The organism is Corynebacterium sp. c8Ua_99 (assembly GCF_039907185.1).
GTDB lineage: Bacteria > Actinomycetota > Actinomycetes > Mycobacteriales > Mycobacteriaceae > Corynebacterium > Corynebacterium jeikeium_D.
In genome coordinates, this window is sequence record NZ_JASBOG010000015.1 from 39,514 (window position 1) to 55,496 (window position 15,983).

The window sequence follows — 15,983 nt, forward strand, 5'->3', positions numbered from 1 at the left end:
GACAGCGTGAGAATCATCACAGCTCGCCTGCTTTACTATTTTCCTTCCCAAACACTACATTCCATAACATGACTATTTCCTCACGTTTGGCGGCGGAGCAACACACCACCGCTTTTCTCAATGAAGACCTTCTACGCCGACGCACTGCTGCACTGACTCCGATGGGGTCGCGGGGCTACGACAAGCTCAAACTGACTGAGCGCATGAATGCCCGCGAGCGCATTGACTACCTGCTGGACGAAGGATCTTTTGTCGAATTTGATGCGCTAGCCCGCCACCGCACTACCGCATTTGGGATGGAAGCCAAACGCCCCGTGACCGACGGAATCATCACCGGCTGGGGAACCATAGACGGCCGTGAGGTCTGCATCTTCTCTCAGGACGGCACAATCTTCGGTGGTGCACTCGGAGAGGTCTACGGCGAAAAGATGGTCAAGATTCAGGAACTTGCCATCACTACCGGCCGCCCCCTTATTGGCATGTACGAAGGCGCCGGCGCCCGCATCCAAGATGGCGCAGTCTCACTGGACTTTATTGCCCAGACGTTCCACCACAACGTTCGCGCCAGCGGCGTCATTCCGCAGATTTCAGTCATTTTTGGCGCCTGCGCGGGCGGAAATGCCTACTCCCCAGCACTGACGGACTTCGTTGTCATGGTGGAGGAAAACTCCCGTATGTTCGTCACCGGCCCTGACGTAATCGAAACAGTCACAGGCGAAAAAATCAGCCAGCACGAGCTCGGCGGCGCCGACACCCATATGGAGATCGCCGGAAGCTCCCACTACACCGCCGCTAGCGAGCAGGATGGACTCGACTGGGTCTGCGATTTGCTCGACTACCTCCCCAACAACACAACCTCCCCCGCGCCCAGCTGGGATTCCGATGCCAGTGACGAAATCACCGACACCGATCGCACCCTCGACAGTCTCATTCCCGACAGCCCATCCACGCCGTACGACGTGCACGAAGTCATCTACGCGCTTTGCGACGATGCGGAGTTCCTGGAAATCCAGGAAAACCGAGCAGCCAATGTCGTGATTGGCCTTGGCCGTCTCAACGGTCAATCTGTTGGGTTTGTCGCTAATCAGCCCATGGAATTCGCGGGCTGCCTAGATATCGATGCAGCGGAGAAGGCCGCGCGATTCGTCCGAACCTGCGATTGTTTCAACATTCCACTCGTCTTTCTCGTAGACGTACCCGGCTTTCTCCCCGGTTCAAATCAAGAACACCAGGGAATTCTGCGCCGTGGCGCTAAATTGCTCTATGCGTATGCAGAAGCAACCGTTCCTAAAATCACCGTCACCATGCGCAAAGCCTATGGCGGCGCGTATTGCGTGATGGGATCAAAGGGGCTCGGCGCGGATGTAAATCTGGCTTGGCCGACGGCACAGATCGCCGTGATGGGCGCCTCAGGCGCAGTACGCTTCCTCCATCGTGCCGAGATTCGAACCGCCACCGAAGCAGCTCTCGCAGCAGACCCAGCGGCCGATAGATTTGGCACTCCCGAGAGTGTGAAAGAACTCATTGCTGAACTGGAAATGGGATACGAGCAACACATGCTCACGCCTTATCGTGCCGCCGAACGGGGGTTAATTGATGAAGTCATCCTCCCCTCCGAGACACGAACTCGAGTGATAAAAAATCTGCGCCTTCTAACTTCAAAGAAAGTACCGTGGCCTGCGCGCAAGCACGGCAATATTCCACTGTAAGAGCAGGCTTTTTGCTGTACAACGAGCTAGTCATTACCCCTACTTTTGTTAACAGCGATTGCCCCCAACTACCTCCCCCCGTTTTCGAAACGTAAACTAGTTGGTATGACGACTGCCGCAAATACATCAACCGGTGAAACCCCGGATTTGACCACTACTGCTGGAAAGCTGGCCGATCTGCGAGCCCGTCTCGCAGAGACCCAGGCTCCAATGGGCCAGGCCAGCATTGACCGCGTCCACGACAAGGGCAAGATGACCGCTCGTGAGCGCATCGAGTTCCTCTTGGACGAGGGCTCGTTCGTGGAGGTTGACGCTCTCGCACGTCACCGCTCCAAGAACTTCGGCCTCGACGCCAAGCGCCCTGTCACTGACGGTGTTGTGACAGGCTACGGCACCATCGATGGCCGCCAGGTCTGTGTCTTCTCGCAGGACGGCGCCATCTTCGGTGGCGCGCTCGGTGAAGTCTACGGTGAAAAGATTGTCAAGATCATGGATCTGGCCATCAAGACCGGTGTCCCAATTATCGGCATCAACGAGGGTGCTGGTGCCCGCATCCAAGAGGGCGTTGTTTCCCTCGGCCTCTACTCCCAGATCTTCTTCCGAAACACCCAGGCTTCTGGTGTTATCCCACAGATCTCCCTGATCATGGGCGCCTGCGCTGGTGGCCACGTCTACTCCCCGGCCCTGACCGACTTCATTGTCATGGTCGATGGCACTTCCAAGATGTTCATCACCGGCCCGGACGTTATTAAGACCGTCACTGGCGAAGAGGTCACACAGGAAGAGCTGGGTGGCGCTGGTACTCACATGAGCACCTCCGGTACTTCGCACTACACCGCCGCTGATGACGAAGACGCTCTGACTTTCGTTCAGGAATTGGTCAGCTACCTGCCGTCCAACAACCGCGCTGAGGCTCCTCGCATGGAGGCTGAGCCGTTCGAGGGCTCCATCGCTGACAACATCACTGAGACTGACCTCGAGCTCGACACGCTGATTCCAGACTCCCCAAACCAGCCGTACGACATCAAGGACGTCATCACCCGTCTGGTCGACGACGAGGACTTCCTGGAAATTCAGGAGGACTACGCACAGAACGTGGTCATCGGCTTCGGTCGCGTGGAAGGTCGCTCGGTCGGTTTCGTCGCCAACCAGCCGATTCAGTTCGCTGGCTGCCTCGACATCAAGGCATCCGAGAAGGCGGCTCGCTTCGTCCGCACCTGTGACGCCTTCAACATTCCGATCATCATGCTGGTTGACGTTCCAGGCTTCCTGCCGGGCACCAACCAAGAGTTCGACGGCATCATCCGCCGTGGCGCCAAGCTGCTGTACGCATATGCTGAGGCCACCGTCCCGAAGATTACCGTCATCACCCGTAAGGCCTACGGCGGAGCTTACTGTGTGATGGGCTCCAAGGACATGGGCGCTGACATCAACCTGGCATGGCCGACCGCTCAGATTGCGGTCATGGGTGCTTCCGGCGCTGTCGGCTTCATCTACCGCAAGGAGCTCAAGGCTGCTGCGGCCGAGGGCAAGGATGTCGTCGCACTGCAGAAGGAGTATGAGGCAGAGTACGAGGCCACCCTGGTCAACCCGTACATGGCTGCTGAGCGCGGCTTCATCGACGCCGTTATCCCGCCGAGCGAGACCCGCGGCCAGATCATCGAGGGTCTGCGTCTGCTGGATCGCAAGGTTGTTAACGTACCCGCCAAGAAGCATGGGAACATTCCGCTGTGACCGATTCCAAAAACACCCCAGCAACCGAAGGCAAGGACGCCGCTGCAGCCCCGGCTGCACCGTTCATGTCCGTCCTCAAGGGCAACCCGTCTGACGCTGAAACCGCCACGCTCGCGCTTTTGTTCGCAGGTATGGCAGCAGCCGGCGGCGCCCCAGAGGACCGCGGCCCGCGCAACAACTGGGGTCGGCTGGAAGAGGGTTTCCACCAGCCGCACCAGCACGTACCGGGCACGTTCCGCAACGTCCATTTCTACTAGTACAGCTACCGCTTACCGCGTAGTCGTTACCGCACGCTAGCTGCGTTGATTCGCTAGCACAAAGCGCCACCATCGGGTTTCCGATGGTGGCGCTTTGGTTTTTGTTACTGCCTTAGCCTTGACCACTGCTTATTACTAGCCCTGTTCACCCAGCGACTCGCCATCACACTCGTCATCGAGCTCCCGGTCCAGCCGGCGCTGATCACGGTTGCGAGCTACCGGCCACACCACCTTGAACAGGAAATACACAAACGCCAGACCGATGGCAGCACCCACCACCGCGCCGGCAATGAATCCCCACGATTCCGATAGTGCCCCACCAGCGCTTGCCTCAGAGAGCATTTGCACTCTGATAAAACCAATCAGCCACAGCCCAATAACGGCTACGAGTGCTGCAATCTCGCCTTTTGTAAGACCATTAATCTTCGGCATTGGCACTTGACGTCGCAACCACCGCTGCGAAAACAGGAGTCCAACCAGCGGCATCAAGATGATTGCCACTGTCACGCCCACCATCTTTGGCTCTGGAATGAGCCAAATCAGTACCGTTGCAAGCACGTAGTTAGCCCACATCATCATTGTGAACCCGTACGTGTAGGACTTATGCAGCAACATTTGCTGATACTCATCGTCCACCGTGGCGCTGTTGCGTTCAATTACGACATCCGCATAGGACATTGTCAGTATCCTTCCTCACCAAAAATTTCTTCGACTGTTTTTCCCAGGACCTTGCAGATACGCAACGCCAAATACACCGAAGGCGAGTAATTTCCCCGCTCGATATTTGCAATGGTTTGCCGCGAGACCTCCACCTGCGCGGCTAAATCTGCTTGGCTCAGCTCCAACCAGCGTCGGTATCTCCTGACCTGGTTCGAACGTTCTTCCCCACTCATCTGTGTACTTTCTTTAACTTGATGTCCACTTTACTTTACATCGTTAGAAGGCAGCTGCCATCTAAAAAATCTGCCTGTTCTTACAATCGGGCCAACCCCACGCATGTTTGCCACAAAAATTAGGCTTTACGATTCCGCCCTCACTAAAATCACTAACTATGAGCAGCCCCCGAATCGTCTTGGCTTCCACTTCCCCTTCGCGACTGCACATTCTCCGCTCTGCAGGCATCGAGCCCATCACAGTAGCGCCCAACGTCGACGAGGATGCCGTAATCACAGCCCTTCCGGACGCATCGCCGGTACGCATCGTCGAGGAACTCGCGCAGGCCAAGGCACACGCTGCCTCTCCGGCCTACCCCAATGACATTGTCATTGGCGGGGATTCAATGCTGCTTCTCGACGGGCAGTTGCAGGGCAAGCCCCACACGGAAGAAAAGACCATTGAGCGCTGGCATCAACAGAGTGGCCGGACGGCTGAGCTGATTACTGGTCACTGTGTCGTGACACCAAAGGGCGAGCACCTTGAGGTGGCGATTACTTCCCTCGATTTCGCTGAAGTCCCAGAAGAGGACATCCGTGCCTACGCTGCGACGGGCGAGCCGCTGAAGTGCGCTGGCGCGTTTACTTTGGAGGCTCTAGGCGGCTGGTTTGTCGATGGCATCAATGGCGACTCATCCAGTGTGATCGGACTGTCGCTACCTGTCGTGCGCCGAGCTCTGTATCGCTACGGCTATTCGGTCTCCCAGTTCTGGAATCGGTAGGCATCGCAAGGACGTCGTAAAGCAAAAACCGCACCAAATTGGTGCGGTTTTCTTAGCTGTTGAGACTACTTGTTAGCAGCCTCAACGCGCTTGATGGCCTCCTGAGCAACAAGCTCCTGAATACCCATATCCAGCTCGGAGGTGAAGCCGACACAGGAGCAGTTGATCTCGCCGAGAACGTAAGTGTCCTCGCCGTCCTCGCCGTCTGCCAGCATGAAATCAGCGGTCCAGATTAGCGGGATATTGTCGCCACCGAGGTTCTCGGCAATGACCGGGCGAGCCTCAGCAAACATGTCGATGAGGTCCTGCCACTCTTCCGGCTTGTTGTAGGTGTACTTCGCGCCAGAGAACAAGGTTGCGGAGAAAGCGTCGCCGCCCTCGGCCGGCTTCTTGTGAACCACGAAGACCGGGTGCGGACCGACCAGCAGAATGCGAATTTCGCCTTCGGTGATGCGCGGCATGAAGCGCATGTCCACGAGCATGCCGTTATCGCCGATGATGTACTGGTCGCAGAAATCCATGAACTCGCCGAGCTCGCGAGTCTCGGTGTGGTTGTCCACGGCCTCGGTGCACTTCAGCTTGGTGTTCAGCGGCAGCGGGGTGCCCGGCTCAACGTTCTTAGCAACCTCTTCGTCAGCGATACGCACGCGCCAAATGCCAGATCCGGTGGAGCCACGGTTCTGCTTGAGGACGCGCTCGCCGTAGGACAGGGAGGTCGGGAAAGTGCTGTGGAATGCCTCGACGTCGTAGTATGCAGCGGTGTCAGACGGAACCAGGTCGGTGTCCTTGAGCTTGACCAGTGCGTCCTTTGCGCCGTAGGCCATCATTTCGCCCGGGGTGGACATACCAACCAAACCAGCGACCGAGAGACTGGTCAGAAGCTCGAAGTAGCCCCTCTCACCACCCGGGATGTTGCCCGGGTTTACGCGGGAGATGTAGCCGTCGAAGTTCTGGGAGACGTAGTCGTACAGGTCGTCCTTCCACTCCGGTCGGTAGTAGACGACCTCAGCGGACCAACCGGCTTCGCGGATAGCGTTGACGATTGGCATGGTGTCCTTGCGGTGTCCGTCGAAGTACTTGTCCGAGCCGCCCTCGATCTCGAATACAACAATGTTCTTGTGCACAGGCACTCCTTTTAAGAAAATACATGGACTTCCGGCACTCAATTGTCTCCGTAACGCAGCGAATACCCAGGCAGATAGCCCATTTCAGCCCATTTTCCAGTGATACGAATCAACACAGTTTTTGCGCTAACTCTCAGCTAAATTTTAGGGCACTACCTGGACTCCAAGCGCGCTGAAAACACTGCTTTTACCCCCAACTGTGAGGCGTATCCCAGGGTGGCCGCGGACGCAATTGTTGCCGTCGGAAAGCGCTCACACTGGGGACTATTCCGCCGTTCGCCACGCGACCCGTAAACTAGATATGCAATTGACGATAAACGTCAGAAAGTCCCACCCACCCAACTTGCGCCAAGGGAGTATCCGATGGCTGTTCCGCACGACCCGCACCCCCAGTTCCAGCAGTACGCCCACCCTGAGCGCCTCGTCTCTAGCTCCTGGCTTGCTGCCCGACTGGGCTCTCCCGGTCTGCGCGTTGTTGAATCCGACGAGGACTCACTGCTCTACGACATTGGACATATTCCGGGCGCGGTTCGCATCGACTGGCATCACGACCTTAACGATCCCGTGCGCCGCGACTATATCGACGCCGAAGGCTTTGCCGAGCTCATGCGCGAGAAGGGCATCTCGCGCGATGACACCGTCGTAATCTACGGCGACAAGTCCAACTGGTGGGCCGCCTACACACTCTGGGTCTTCGAGCTTTTTGGGCATCCCGACGTGCGCCTGCTTAACGGTGGCCGCGATGCCTGGATGACTGAAGAACGAGACACGAGCTTCGAGGTCCCCAATTACCCACGCACTGACTACCCTGTCGTCGAGCGCGACGACAAGACACTGCGCGCCTACTTCAGCGATACACGTGAGCTCATTGGAAAGGCTCCGATTATCGACGTGCGCACTCCGGAGGAGTATGCCGGTGCACGAACCCACATGGTCGATTACCCACAGGAAGGCGTCCTGCGTGGTGGCCACATTCCAACCGCGGTAAACATTCCATGGAATCAGTCCGTTCACCCGAACTCGCGTTTCCGCGATCGCGAAGAGCTCGAGCAGATTTACGCGCACGTCCAATTTGAAGATGAGGCGATTGTCTACTGCCGCATCGGCGAGCGCTCCGCGCACACCTGGTTTGTACTGCACCACCTGCTCGGCCACGAGAATGTTCGCAACTACGACGGCTCGTGGGTTGAGTGGGGCAATATGATTGGCATGCCCATTGCCCACGGTTCGGAGCCGGGAAGCCTGTAGGCGATCGACGCAACCGGTGGGCGCTTCCCCCACCGTTTTTCCAGCGTCAGCGGCTGACGCTACACCGGAGATTTAGTTTCCCCCTGCCGCCCCCAATCAAGGGGGCGGCTCTTGCACTCTTGGGTGATAATTTTAACCACAAACCTAGGTTTTTGGGCGGAAAATAGCCACTTCAGCTGCCCCCATGACCACTTGAACGCTGCTCAAGACCACAATCCCTACCCCCTTATGTAGCGAGCAAAAAGAGGTTGCTTACCGCACCTGTGACACAATGGAGACATTGGGTCACACGCTGTTAGCTACCGCGTGGTGAACCGCATTGCGGTTCACCACTCAGTTAACTGCAGTGCTGCTTGTGATTCCTACAAATGACTGTCGCAACCTTGCCCCGAGGGCCAATTCTCGGGGTGCCCACGAAAAATGGAGGATTTCGTGTCCGAGCAGACCACTGAAAAAATCACGAAGGTTCTCGTCGCCAACCGTGGCGAGATTGCCGTTCGCGTTATTCGCGCTGCGAAGGACGCCGGCATTCCTTCCGTCGCCGTTTACGCTGAGCCGGATGCGGACGCTCCTTTCGTGACCATGGCGGATGAGGCTTTTGCTCTCGGTGGCACCACTTCCGCTGAGTCCTACCTAGTTTTCGACAAGATTCTGGACGCCGCAAAGAAGTCCGGCGCTAATGCCATCCACCCGGGATACGGCTTCCTGTCGGAGAACGGCGACTTCGCTGAGGCTGTTGAGAACGCTGGCCTGATCTGGATTGGCCCGTCACCAGAGTCCATCCGCGCCCTGGGCGACAAGGTCACCGCTCGTCACATCGCGCTGAAGGCTGACGCTCCAATGGCTCCAGGCACCAAGGAGCCAGTTAAGGATGCAGACGAGGTCGTCGCGTTCGCTAAGGAGCACGGTCTGCCAATCGCCATTAAGGCCGCTTTCGGTGGCGGTGGCCGCGGCATGAAGGTCGCACACAAGATGGAAGAGGTCGCCGACCTCTACGAGTCCGCTACCCGTGAGGCCGTTGCGGCCTTCGGTCGCGGTGAGTGCTTCGTAGAGCGCTACCTGGACAAGGCACGCCACGTCGAGTGCCAGGTTCTCGCTGATAAGCACGGCAACGTCGTTGTCGCCTCCACCCGTGACTGCTCGCTACAGCGTCGTTTCCAGAAGCTCGTCGAGGAAGCACCCGCTCCGTTCCTGACCCCAGAGCAGGATGAGCGCCTGCGCCAGTCCGCTAAGGACATCTGCCGCGAGGCTGGCTACTACGGTGCGGGCACCGTTGAGTACCTGGTTGGCGCTGACGGTCTGATTAACTTCCTCGAGGTCAACACTCGTCTACAGGTGGAGCACCCGGTCACCGAGGAAATTACCGGCCTCGATCTGGTCCGCGAGCAGTTCCGCATTGCTGAAGGCAAGGAACTGTCCATCAAGGAAGACCCGGAGATGCGCGGTCACGCTTTCGAGTTCCGCATCAACGGCGAGGACGCCGGCAGCAACTTCATGCCGGCTCCGGGCACCATCACCAAGTACGTCGAACCGTCCGGCCCGGGTGTCCGCATGGACACCGGCATCAAGGAGGGCGACGTCATCGGCGGCCAGTTCGACTCCATGCTGGCCAAGCTGATTGTTTGGGGCGAGACCCGCGAAGAGGCCCTACGCCGCTCCGCTCGTGCTCTGTCCGAGTACCAGGTTGAGGGCCTGGCAACGGTCATTCCGTTCCACCGCCACATTGTGGAGAACCCGGCGTTTGTCGGCGATGGCGAGAAGTTTGACGTCTACACCAAGTGGATTGAAGAGGAATGGGACAACCCGATTGCTCCGTACGACGGTGACTCCGACGCTGACACCGACACCGTTCCGGCTCAGAAGGTTGTCGTCGAGATCGACGGTCGCCGCGTCGAGGTAGCCCTGCCGGGCGACCTGGCTCTGGGCGGCGGCAACGCTGGTGCCAAGAAGAAGAGCAAGAAGAAGCGCGCTGGCGGTTCCAAGAAGGCCGCTTCCGGTGACGCTGTGGTTGCTCCGATGCAGGGCACCGTCATCAAGGTCAACGTCGAAGAGGGCCAGGAAGTCTCCGAGGGTGACACCGTGGTTGTCCTTGAGGCCATGAAGATGGAAAACCCAGTCAAGGCTCACAAGGACGGCGTTGTCACGGGTCTGGCTACCGAGGCTGGCTCAGGTGTCGGCAAGGGCGATGTCCTGATGGAACTGAAGTAGTTCTAAAGCTCTAAGCGGGGCTGGTTGCGATGGGATTCGCAGCCAGCCCCGCTTGATTCTTTTCAGCCCCTCCCCCGGCGCCCTTAAACACTGTTCAGGACGTCTAGAGTGGACGGTATGGAACCCATGGAAGTAAATGCCGGCCGCTTCTACTGCCGTCCGCTGCGCCACGATTCCCGCGTCGATGACGCCCCGGTCGCAACCCAATTACTCACAGAATTGGCCCCTGACTCCGTCGCCGAGTTCCTTCGGAACTCCACCACCGAGTGGGAAAACGACACCGCCTACCGCTTTGCGGTTGCTGAGCAGACGAACGTCGAGATGCTCGCACTAGCAACCGTCGAGGTCATCAATGCCGACCACGTCAGCATCACCGTCCGTCCCGCAGGCGATCCCGCACGCGTGTTGCCTAACGACGATCAGGTCCTCACCAAGGTAACCGTCGCCGACGGCGTCGAAGCCGCCGAAAAAGCCCTCCACCGATGGGCAGAGGGCTTCTTGGGCAAGAAAGTCAGCTAGCCGAACTGGCACCGCTGCGACTGCTCAGTCCTAGGCGCCGGAACGCAGCAGGTAGATATCCATAATCCAACCGTGCTCCGCACGGAGCTTCTTTTTCAGCTCCGCAATCTCTTCGCCGACGTCGCCAACGCGACCACGGCGGAGCGTCTCCAGCTCCGTTCCCAGGAATGCACCCCAGAGAATCTCTTCCTCCGGGTCCGCGTGCTCGAGCCAGGCTGCACCGCCATCGAGCATCACCACCGCATCCATGCCAGGCGCACGCTCCCCCAGGCGCCGACCAGTGGTAATCAATACCGGCTTACCAATCTGGTTCAGGCACTCTCCATGCGCTGCGGTCAGCGCGGAAATCGCCGTCACACTGGGGATAACTCGCGAGCGCACGTCCAGCCCAAGGTCGCGGACGCGCTGCAAAATCCGCAATGTTGAGTCATACAAGGAGGGGTCACCCCAGACCAAGAACGCACCGCGGCGCTTGCCCTCTCGTCCGAGGTGAGCGACGAAGGCGTCGGCAAGCAGCTCTGCACGGCGCTGATGCCAGTCACGGACGACTGCGCCGTAGTTATCGGGCGTGCGGTCACGTGGCGGGTCGGGAACGGTAACGAGTTCGACATGCGGCGCATGCTTATCGACGATCGCCTGTCGCGCAGCCAACAAGTCCGCTTTGGCATCACCCTTGTCGAGAGCAAAAACTACGTCGACATCAGCAAGAGCGCCGATAGCCTCGAGCGTAATGTGGCTCGGACTACCGGCGCCGATTCCGATGACGTCTACATCGACATATCCGCTGTATACAGGGCTCTCGGCCTGAGTGCGGGCGGCGTCGTTTCGACTAGTGATTGGTCGGATCTCCCTCGTAACCGAACTGTTCAGCCATCTCATCTGGAGACAGGCCAGCCATCGAACCCTGGAGGTTAGCCGAAGCGGCCTGCTTCAAGTAAATCTCGCAAGCGTTGGCCATGTACTTGGAGTCGTACACGTTCATCTCCAGAATCGGAGTCAAAGAGCCATCATCTTCCATGCGCGAAACCAAAAGGTGCGGCTTGTCCGAGTCCGTGGTCATGGAGCACTTAATCTTGACACCGTTGACATCCGTGAAAGTTGGCTTAATCATATTGTCATCCTCCTCCAAAACAGCGACCGGAAAATAAGTAGCGCTGTTGCGACCGCAAGCGCAAGAAAGTCGCTCGTTATAAACCATGTTAGCCAGATTCCGGGCGGCACCGCCGAGCACAAAAGCACATGGGGGTAATAGCGAGCTTCCTGCATGTTTGCGTGTCAGGTCGAGGACCCAATTGCCACTAGAGCTCGCAGATGCGTTAAAGTGATGAAGTAATTTTCCGGCCGCCGAGAATGTGTTTTCACGGCTGTTTTACCCGGAAGATGATTGCCCTAGTAGCTCAGTGGATAGAGCACGGCTCTCCTAAAGCCGGTGTCGGAGGTTCGATTCCTCTCTGGGGCACAAATACCCTCGTGACCTTTTACATATAGGGCGCGAGGGTTCTTTGTTTTTCTCACGACCGGCCACTACGCCCCCTCCTGAGAACGCATCACCCAGCAATTTCCAGAAACACTTGTGTTAGGCTTACCTAATCACGTGGCGTGTAGACTTCCGCCAGTACAAAACAGCCCAAGACTTGTTGAAGGACAGTGACAACTATGGCTGGCCTAGCTAAAGCAGCAGCACCGAAGCGTAAGCCCCGTAAGGCACACGAGGCAACAGTTACTGGACGTCGCCAGATTTCCCCAGACCTTGTTCGTTTGAGCATGAACTCGCCTGCATTTGTGGGCAAGGAGCTGGAGTTTACCGACCATTACATCAAATTATTGTTTGTGCCAGAGGACGCTGATTACTCCTGGCCGTTCGATATTGCGAAAATTCGCGCCGAACAGCCGCGAGACAAACTGCCAATCACCCGCACATACACTCTGATTAATGTGGACTCCGAAACCGGCGACTTTGACGTCGACTTCGTCACCCACGGCGATTCCGGCCTGGCTGGACCGTGGGCACGCGTAGCCGAAATCGGAGACAAGCGTGGCTTCTTAGGGCCAGGAGGCGCATGGGGACCTGCAGCAGAATATGAACACTTTGTACTCGCCGGAGACGAGTCCGCAGCGCCAGCTATCAGCGCCGGACTGAAGCACCTCCCAGCAGGCACGACCGCAACCGCATACATCGAAATCGAGTCCGAAGATCGGAAGTTTGAGCTCCCAACCCGAGAGGGTGTGGAAGTCCATTGGGTCCTCCGCAACGGCGCAACCCACGGCACAGAGCTATCCCGCGCAGTGCGCGAGGCGGGCATTCCAGAAGGTAAGAAAACTAGCTGGTTCATCCACGGTGTCGCCGAGATGATCAAGGAATTGCGCCGCTTCCTCTTCGTCGAATCTGAGATCCCGAAGAAAGACGTTTCCATTTCTGGCTACTGGCGTATCGGTATGACCGAAGACCAGTGGCAGTCTTCTAAACGAGAATTCAACGCTGAGGTTGAGGCCGAGGAGGAAAGAGCCAGGGCCTGACGCTTGCTCGAACGTTAGCGCTCGCTACGCCTTTCAACAACGACGCGTTTTCCTGCCAACCAGTCGAATGGGTGCCAGCGGCAAACAGCAACCCAAATCATCAGGACACCAAAAAACAGTTCAACGTTTGGCTCAAAACCCGTAGGCAAGAAAATCAGCGACAATAGGTAACAATTACGTACCGCTGCCCGCCAACCTCTGTGCCAAGAATCGTCTCCTGATTCGAGCTCCGATGTTCCCTCTGGCTGAGCGACTTCGAACGGAGTTGCCCCAGAGTCTGCTTTCCGCGCTGGAACAACGTGTAGCAAAAATGCGCTTTTACCAAACGTCTGTTCACCGCGAGCCTCTGCAACCACGCGCACAAAGAAAAAGACAGCTGGGAATATGACACCATACAAAATCCTGAACTCTGGCGGACTCGGCAGCGCCCAGTTCGCCATGGCTGCTTCCCACGCAAGTTTGCCAAGTGCCATAATGATGGCAACAAAGATTCCTACAAGGAACGAATCCAGTATCCACGCGCCACTGCGCCGAGCGAACAAATCCGCATTACTCTTTACGGGGAATCGATTCGGGGTGCGCCGATACATGGGACACACGCTATCAAAACCACTTATGACTTCACAGACGAATTGCCTTTCCCTACCGCACCCGTTCTGCCACGATTAGAAGCATCCAGTATGCAAATCGAAAAGTTGACTGTATAGTTGCCGGTTGAATCAACCTATCTATTGGGTGTCAGCAACTACCTTGCCAATAACTTGGCAAGTTCCCCTATAGCTGGCACCCCCAGTGGTTTTTCAGGAGACGCCGCCCCAGAAAGCCGAGAATTAAACCACGCGACGCAGGCCCGAGAAGCCCAGAAAGTGAGATGGATGTGAATACGCGAACTCAGCTGTCAGCCGTACAGCACCCTAAACTCACTGCCGTCCGGCGCAAGAACCGCCGGCAGCTGGCGCTGGCCTGCTGCTTCCTCACCTTCGCAGCCACGGCCACCAGCTGCGCCAACAGCGAAAGCGAGGAGGTTGCCGCGACGCAAACCTCGTCGTCAAGCCAACTTACTACGGTGTCGACGACGAGTTCGCCGACGACGACCGGACCAAAGGTTCGAGAAGGCGGTACGCCGCGCATCGGGCAGCTGTGCCCGAACCAGACCGGGGAAATACGAATGAGCGCCAACGGCCAGAATCTTGAATGCGCACAAGTCGGCGAGCAGGAAGTATGGACGGTGCTGCAGCAAACCCCCGCGAACCCGACATCGCAGCAAATGTGGATTTCCACTACTCCGACGACCACTGAGCCACTGCCTCAGGAACCTGAGCCGACGACTCCGAGCGAGAGCACAACGGAGACAAGTGAGACGGAGAGCTCGACGACCTCTGATACTTCCACGCCGCCCGATACTTCAACGACTCCGACAACCTCCGGCGAGCCGACAGAATCGGAATCGGAGCAGGAAGAGCAGCCAAGCGAAGATAATCATGGGCTCACCGGCCTGTTCCGCTAGGTTCGTCTCTGGCTGCGAGGTTCGTCGGCTCGGGACTTAGTTAGGTAAGGTGCGCTAGCTCGCCCTAAAAACCAAAATCCGCTGCAACAATACTGCAGCGGATTTTTTATTTACCCAACAGATACGAAGAGACGAACCTGAACAGATCTGAGCCCGCCACAATGCGGCGGAGCACCCGCGCTCCCCTACTTGCGGTGACGGCGATTGTAGAACGGCGTCGGAACGACGGTGGCGGTAATGCCGGCGCCTTCAACGGTCAGCTCCGTGCCAGTGGAGGACTGCCAACGCTGAACGTATGCAAAACCGATGGGGTGCCCCAAAGTCGGCGACACCTTGGCGGAAGTCAGCACGCCAACCTCGTTACCTTCCGCATCAATGAGCTTGGTGCCACGCTTCGGAGCTTCATCACCGGAGAAACGCAGACCAACCAGTAGCTCCTTCGACTGCGGACGATTAATCAGTGCGTTGCGACCAATAAACTGCCCCTTGGTCGGCCCCATGATGGACTTCAGGCCGGCCTCCAGCGGAGTGCGGTCGCGAGTCAGCTCGTAGCCATAGAGCGGCATACCAGCCTCAAGACGCAGGGTGTCGCGGCAGGCCAGACCACACGGCAGCAGGCCGAGGTCAGCGCCGTTGTCAGCCGGATCCTCCGGGTTTTCCACCTTGCCACCTGCTGCAATGATTGCACGCCAGACCTCGACGGCGCGGTCAGCCGGCGGGAAGATCTCGAAGCCGTCCTCACCGGTGTAGCCGGTTCGGGCAACAATCATTTCCACACCTGCGACCTCGAGCAGAGTGCAAGAGTAGTAGTTCATGCCATCGAGAGTCGCGTGCAGATCCTGTGGCAACAGACGGCGCAGAAGCTTCGCAGCCTTCGGCCCTTGAATGGCCAGGAGCACATTCTTGTCATTCATGCGCTCAACCTCGACGTTGTAGCCACCAACGCGCTCGCGCAGCGTCGAGTACACATCTTCAGCGGCTGCGGCATTCTGCACCAGCATGAATTCGTGACTACCGAGGCGGTAAATGATGAGGTCATCAATAATGCCGCCGTCTTCCTGCACAATCATGGTGTACTTGGCACGACCCAACGCCAGCGGCTTGATTGCCGAAATCAGGGAGTGTGCAAGGAACGCCGCCGCATCCTCACCAGTGACGCGGATGATACCCATCAGCGACAGGTCGAAAACACCAACGGCCTCACGCACTGCGTTGTGCTCTGCAATTTCCGAAGAGTAGCGGAACGGCACTTCGTAGCCACCAACATTGCGCATTTCTGCGCCAAGGCTTACGTGCTCATCATGCAGGGCGCTACGGAAAGAATTGTTGTTCTCAGAAGCGCCAGAATTGTCAGTCATACACACTCCAATTATTGCGGTGGGGCAAACCAGATTGTTACCTTCCCACCTTATATCTAAGACTCCGTGCTCGCTTCCGCGAGCCCCTGCGGATCCAGGGCAACAGGCCCGTCCATTAACTATCATGCACTGATTCGCACATGCTTGA

At 57.7% G+C, this 15,983-nt stretch carries 16 protein-coding genes and 1 tRNA gene; 10 read left to right on the forward strand and 7 right to left on the reverse strand.

The genetic code is table 11. From position 1 onward, the window contains the following. Window positions 1–68 precede the first annotated feature (68 nt). The 3 genes from QKE19_RS09025 (at window position 69) to QKE19_RS09035 (ending at window position 3,700) form a co-directional block, all read left to right on the forward strand. Entirely contained in the window at window positions 69–1,709 is a 1,641-nt protein-coding gene (locus tag QKE19_RS09025) for an acyl-CoA carboxylase subunit beta (RefSeq protein WP_347890848.1), read from the forward strand. Window positions 1,710–1,814: 105 nt separating this feature from the next. Further along, complete coding sequence (locus QKE19_RS09030; protein ID WP_016423283.1) at window positions 1,815–3,443, forward strand: acyl-CoA carboxylase subunit beta; 1,629 nt, start codon at window positions 1,815–1,817, stop codon at window positions 3,441–3,443. Beyond that, window positions 3,440–3,700 carry an acyl-CoA carboxylase epsilon subunit gene (locus QKE19_RS09035; RefSeq protein WP_150963369.1) on the forward strand — a complete coding sequence of 87 codons (261 nt, stop codon included), beginning with the start codon at window positions 3,440–3,442 and terminating at the stop codon, window positions 3,698–3,700. The genes QKE19_RS09030 and QKE19_RS09035 overlap by 4 nt, the downstream gene beginning before the upstream one ends. A 135-nt stretch (window positions 3,701–3,835) precedes the next feature. On the opposite strand, the gene QKE19_RS09040 is transcribed toward QKE19_RS09035, so the two are convergent. Both QKE19_RS09040 and QKE19_RS09045 read right to left on the reverse strand, forming a co-directional pair. Then, window positions 3,836–4,378 carry a hypothetical protein gene (locus QKE19_RS09040; protein ID WP_150963367.1) on the reverse strand — a complete coding sequence of 181 codons (543 nt, stop codon included), beginning with the start codon at window positions 4,376–4,378 and terminating at the stop codon, window positions 3,836–3,838. A 2-nt stretch (window positions 4,379–4,380) separates the two neighbouring features. Continuing rightward, window positions 4,381–4,593 (reverse strand): helix-turn-helix transcriptional regulator, encoded by a 213-nt coding sequence (locus QKE19_RS09045; protein WP_042388872.1) that lies wholly within the window; start codon window positions 4,591–4,593, stop codon window positions 4,381–4,383. A 158-nt stretch (window positions 4,594–4,751) separates the two neighbouring features. Here QKE19_RS09045 and QKE19_RS09050 point away from each other — a divergent pair, with 158 nt between their 5' ends. Continuing rightward, the gene (locus tag QKE19_RS09050; RefSeq protein WP_016423286.1) at window positions 4,752–5,354 is read left to right on the forward strand and encodes a nucleoside triphosphate pyrophosphatase; all 603 of its coding nucleotides are present in this window, start codon (window positions 4,752–4,754) and stop codon (window positions 5,352–5,354) included. A gap of 65 nt (window positions 5,355–5,419) precedes the next feature. Here QKE19_RS09050 and QKE19_RS09055 read toward each other — a convergent pair whose 3' ends face one another. Then, window positions 5,420–6,478 (reverse strand): Cj0069 family protein, encoded by a 1,059-nt coding sequence (locus QKE19_RS09055; protein WP_049189713.1) that lies wholly within the window; start codon window positions 6,476–6,478, stop codon window positions 5,420–5,422. Window positions 6,479–6,841: 363 nt separating this feature from the next. Between QKE19_RS09055 and QKE19_RS09060 the strand changes: the two genes are divergently transcribed. The 3 genes from QKE19_RS09060 (at window position 6,842) to QKE19_RS09070 (ending at window position 10,453) form a co-directional block, all read left to right on the forward strand. Continuing rightward, window positions 6,842–7,726, forward strand: a complete 885-nt coding sequence (locus tag QKE19_RS09060) for a sulfurtransferase (protein ID WP_049189714.1) — start codon at window positions 6,842–6,844, stop codon at window positions 7,724–7,726. A 420-nt stretch (window positions 7,727–8,146) separates the two neighbouring features. Beyond that, a complete protein-coding gene (locus QKE19_RS09065) occupies window positions 8,147–9,934 on the forward strand; it encodes an acetyl/propionyl/methylcrotonyl-CoA carboxylase subunit alpha (RefSeq protein ID WP_042388874.1) in 1,788 nt (595 codons plus the stop codon). Between the two features lie 117 nt (window positions 9,935–10,051). Then, complete coding sequence (locus QKE19_RS09070) at window positions 10,052–10,453, forward strand: hypothetical protein (RefSeq protein WP_042388876.1); 402 nt, start codon at window positions 10,052–10,054, stop codon at window positions 10,451–10,453. A gap of 30 nt (window positions 10,454–10,483) precedes the next feature. On the opposite strand, the gene cobF is transcribed toward QKE19_RS09070, so the two are convergent. Further along, window positions 10,484–11,332: a precorrin-6A synthase (deacetylating) gene (gene cobF / locus QKE19_RS09075; protein WP_016423291.1), complete on the reverse strand. Its 849-nt coding sequence runs from the start codon at window positions 11,330–11,332 to the stop codon at window positions 10,484–10,486. Then, window positions 11,283–11,564 (reverse strand): hypothetical protein, encoded by a 282-nt coding sequence (locus QKE19_RS09080; RefSeq protein ID WP_016423292.1) that lies wholly within the window; start codon window positions 11,562–11,564, stop codon window positions 11,283–11,285. The genes cobF and QKE19_RS09080 overlap by 50 nt, the downstream gene beginning before the upstream one ends. A 275-nt stretch (window positions 11,565–11,839) precedes the next feature. On the opposite strand from QKE19_RS09080, the gene QKE19_RS09085 reads away from it, so the two are divergent. Further along, window positions 11,840–11,912, forward strand: a tRNA-Arg gene (locus QKE19_RS09085). A gap of 197 nt (window positions 11,913–12,109) precedes the next feature. Further along, on the forward strand, window positions 12,110–12,970 hold the full coding sequence (locus QKE19_RS09090) for a siderophore-interacting protein (protein ID WP_016423293.1): 861 nt from the start codon (window positions 12,110–12,112) through the stop codon (window positions 12,968–12,970). A gap of 14 nt (window positions 12,971–12,984) precedes the next feature. Here QKE19_RS09090 and QKE19_RS09095 read toward each other — a convergent pair whose 3' ends face one another. Continuing rightward, window positions 12,985–13,560 (reverse strand): RDD family protein, encoded by a 576-nt coding sequence (locus tag QKE19_RS09095; protein ID WP_070545928.1) that lies wholly within the window; start codon window positions 13,558–13,560, stop codon window positions 12,985–12,987. Window positions 13,561–13,841: 281 nt separating this feature from the next. On the opposite strand from QKE19_RS09095, the gene QKE19_RS09100 reads away from it, so the two are divergent. After that, window positions 13,842–14,477, forward strand: coding sequence for a hypothetical protein (locus QKE19_RS09100; protein WP_048733659.1), 636 nt, complete (start codon window positions 13,842–13,844; stop codon window positions 14,475–14,477). Window positions 14,478–14,662: 185 nt separating this feature from the next. Here the strand turns inward: QKE19_RS09100 and gcvT are convergent, their stop codons facing one another. After that, window positions 14,663–15,835 (reverse strand): glycine cleavage system aminomethyltransferase GcvT, encoded by a 1,173-nt coding sequence (gene gcvT / locus QKE19_RS09105; RefSeq protein WP_347890849.1) that lies wholly within the window; start codon window positions 15,833–15,835, stop codon window positions 14,663–14,665. Between the last annotated feature and the right edge of the window lie 148 nt (window positions 15,836–15,983).

What these genes read in the sequence shown, in the direction of transcription:
- QKE19_RS09025 (WP_347890848.1), top strand. Translation starts at nt 69, where the DNA reads ATGACTATTTCCTCACGTTTGGCGGCGGAGCAACACACCACCGCTTTT.
- QKE19_RS09070 (WP_042388876.1), top strand. Translation starts at nt 10,052, where the DNA reads ATGGAACCCATGGAAGTAAATGCCGGCCGCTTCTACTGCCGTCCGCTG.
- QKE19_RS09030 (WP_016423283.1), top strand. Translation starts at nt 1,815, where the DNA reads ATGACGACTGCCGCAAATACATCAACCGGTGAAACCCCGGATTTGACC.
- QKE19_RS09040 (WP_150963367.1), bottom strand. Translation starts at nt 4,378, where the DNA reads ATGTCCTATGCGGATGTCGTAATTGAACGCAACAGCGCCACGGTGGAC.
- QKE19_RS09060 (WP_049189714.1), top strand. Translation starts at nt 6,842, where the DNA reads ATGGCTGTTCCGCACGACCCGCACCCCCAGTTCCAGCAGTACGCCCAC.
- QKE19_RS09100 (WP_048733659.1), top strand. Translation starts at nt 13,842, where the DNA reads ATGGATGTGAATACGCGAACTCAGCTGTCAGCCGTACAGCACCCTAAA.
- QKE19_RS09045 (WP_042388872.1), bottom strand. Translation starts at nt 4,593, where the DNA reads ATGAGTGGGGAAGAACGTTCGAACCAGGTCAGGAGATACCGACGCTGG.
- QKE19_RS09080 (WP_016423292.1), bottom strand. Translation starts at nt 11,564, where the DNA reads ATGATTAAGCCAACTTTCACGGATGTCAACGGTGTCAAGATTAAGTGC.
- cobF (WP_016423291.1), bottom strand. Translation starts at nt 11,332, where the DNA reads ATGAGATGGCTGAACAGTTCGGTTACGAGGGAGATCCGACCAATCACT.
- gcvT (WP_347890849.1), bottom strand. Translation starts at nt 15,835, where the DNA reads ATGACTGACAATTCTGGCGCTTCTGAGAACAACAATTCTTTCCGTAGC.
- QKE19_RS09050 (WP_016423286.1), top strand. Translation starts at nt 4,752, where the DNA reads ATGAGCAGCCCCCGAATCGTCTTGGCTTCCACTTCCCCTTCGCGACTG.
- QKE19_RS09065 (WP_042388874.1), top strand. Translation starts at nt 8,147, where the DNA reads ATGGAGGATTTCGTGTCCGAGCAGACCACTGAAAAAATCACGAAGGTT.
- QKE19_RS09095 (WP_070545928.1), bottom strand. Translation starts at nt 13,560, where the DNA reads ATGTATCGGCGCACCCCGAATCGATTCCCCGTAAAGAGTAATGCGGAT.
- QKE19_RS09090 (WP_016423293.1), top strand. Translation starts at nt 12,110, where the DNA reads ATGGCTGGCCTAGCTAAAGCAGCAGCACCGAAGCGTAAGCCCCGTAAG.